This window comes from Micromonospora sp. NPDC047753 (assembly GCF_040642735.1).
Taxonomy (GTDB): Bacteria; Actinomycetota; Actinomycetes; order Mycobacteriales; family Micromonosporaceae; genus Micromonospora.
In genome coordinates this window covers 1-2,186 of sequence record NZ_JBEYSL010000763.1, presented here as the reverse complement: position 1 = coordinate 2,186, position 2,186 = coordinate 1, and the positions used below count along the sequence as shown (strand labels likewise).

General features: G+C 74.1%; 1 protein-coding gene and 1 pseudogene. Both read left to right on the top strand.

The features are described from left to right. On the top strand, positions 1-1,069 hold a 1,069-nt coding region (locus tag ABZ749_RS34245), incomplete at its 5' end, for an ATP-binding protein (RefSeq protein WP_357235344.1). 44 nt (positions 1,070-1,113) lie between these two features. Continuing rightward, positions 1,114-2,136, top strand: a pseudogene (locus ABZ749_RS34240) (glycosyltransferase family 39 protein); the annotation flags it as partial. Positions 2,137-2,186: the final 50 nt, after the last annotated feature.

Sequence of the window (2,186 nt, the reverse complement as noted above, 5' to 3'; positions counted from 1 at the left end):
CGACCTCGGCGACCGCGGTGACTACCGGGCCGTGGCCCGGCAGTACTGGGGAGGCCAGGTACGCGTCGTCGCGATCCCCCTCTCCGGCGTCCAGGAGACCATCTGGGCACTTGTCGCCGCGCAGGCCGGGGTGGCCGCGGTCGGGCTGCTCCTCGCCGGTGTGGCAGGCGCGCTCATCGTGCGGGCGACCCTGCGACCGCTCCACCGGGTGGCCGCCACCGCCACCCGCGTCACCGAACTGCCCCTGGACCGTGGGGAGGTGGCGCTCGCCGTCCGGGTGCCAACCGCCGACACCGACGGCCGCACCGAGGTCGGTCAGGTCGGGGCGGCGCTGAACCGAATGCTGGGCCACGTCGCCGACGCGCTCTCCGCCCGGCAGGCCAGCGAGACCCGGGTACGCCAGTTCGTCGCCGACGCCAGCCACGAACTGCGGACGCCTCTCGCGGCGATCCGCGGCTACGCCGAGGTGGCCCGCCGTGGCCGCGACGAGGTTCCCCCCGACGTGGCGCACGCGCTGCGCCGGGTGGAGTCGGAGAGCACCCGGATGACCAGCCTCGTCGACGATCTGCTGCTGCTGGCCCGCCTCGACACCGGCCGGCCGCTCGCTGTCGAACCGGTGGACCTGACCGCCCTGCTGGTGGACGCGGTCAGTGACGCGCACGTCGCCGGCCCCGAGCACCGCTGGCAGCTCGAACTGCCCGACGTGGCGATCCGGGTGCCCGGCGACGCCGCCCGGCTGCACCAGGTGGTGGCGAACCTGCTCACCAACGCCCGCGTGCACACCCCGCCCGGCAGCACTGTCACCACCACCCTTGCCGTCGACGCCGCCAGCGCCGTGCTCACCGTCGCCGACGACGGGCCGGGCGTGCCGGTGGAGCTGCAACCGGAGATGTTCGAGCGCTTCGCCCGGGGCGACAGCTCCCGGTCCCGCGCGCACGGCAGCACCGGCCTCGGCCTGGCCATCGTCGCGGCGGTGGTGGAGGCCCACCACGGCACGGTCGAGGTGCAGAGCCGTCCAGGTCGGACAGTGTTCACCGTCCGGCTGCCGAATCCCACAGCTGACGCATAGTCTGCGCACGGGGTCGCGCCAGCCTGGCCGCCGAGGCTGGCCGCATGGACAGAACAGAGACCCTGCCGACGGCACCCGCCGCACCCGAGCCGCCGACGGCCGCCCGCCCCGACGAGCACTCGCCGCCGACGCGCCGCCCGCCGGCCTGGGCCCGGCCCGCGCTGGTGATCCTGCTGCTCGCCACCGGCCTGCTCTACCTGTGGGGGCTGGGCGCGTCGGGCTGGGCGAACTCGTTCTACGCGGCGGCCGTGCAGGCCGGCTCGGTGAGCTGGAAGGCGTTCCTCTACGGCTCGTCGGACGCCGCCAACTCCATCACCGTCGACAAGACACCCGCATCGCTGTGGCTGATGGCCCTGTCCGTACGGATCTTCGGGCTGAACAGCTGGGCGATGCTCGTGCCGCAGGCGCTCTGCGGGGTCGCCTCGGTAGGTGTGCTCCACGCGACAGTGAAGCGCTGGTACGGGCCGGCCGCCGGTCTGATCGCGGGCGCGGTCCTCGCGGTCACCCCGGTGGCGACGCTCATGTTCCGGTTCAACAACCCCGACGCGCTGCTGGTCCTGCTGCTGGTCGCCGGGGCGTACGCCACAGTGCGCGCGCTGGAGACGGCGAGCACCCGGTGGATCGTGCTTGTCGGTGTGCTCGTCGGCTTCGGCTTCCTCACCAAGATGTTGCAGGCGTTCCTTGTGGTGCCGGTCTTCGCCGGCGTCTACCTGATGGCCGCGCCGACCGGGCTGTGGCGGCGGGTCCGGCAGTTGCTGCTGGCGGGGCTGGCGATGGTGGTCGCCGCCGGCTGGTGGGTGGCGCTCGTCGAGTTGGTGCCGGCGAGCGCCCGCCCGTACATCGGCGGCTCGCAGGGCAACAGCGTCCTCGAGTTGACCCTCGGCTACAACGGCCTCGGCCGGATCACCGGCGAGGAGGTCGGCAGCGTCGGCGGCGGTGGCCCCCGGCCGGGCGGCGGTGGTGGCCCGTTCTCCGGGCAGAACGGCGTGCTGCGGATGTTCGGTGGCGAGATCGGCGGTCAGGTCTCCTGGCTGCTGCCGGCCGCGCTGATCCTGCTGGTCGCCGGTCCCGGCCGCTGACCGGCCTCGCCCACCCGGTCCGCGCGGTCGCCGAAGGC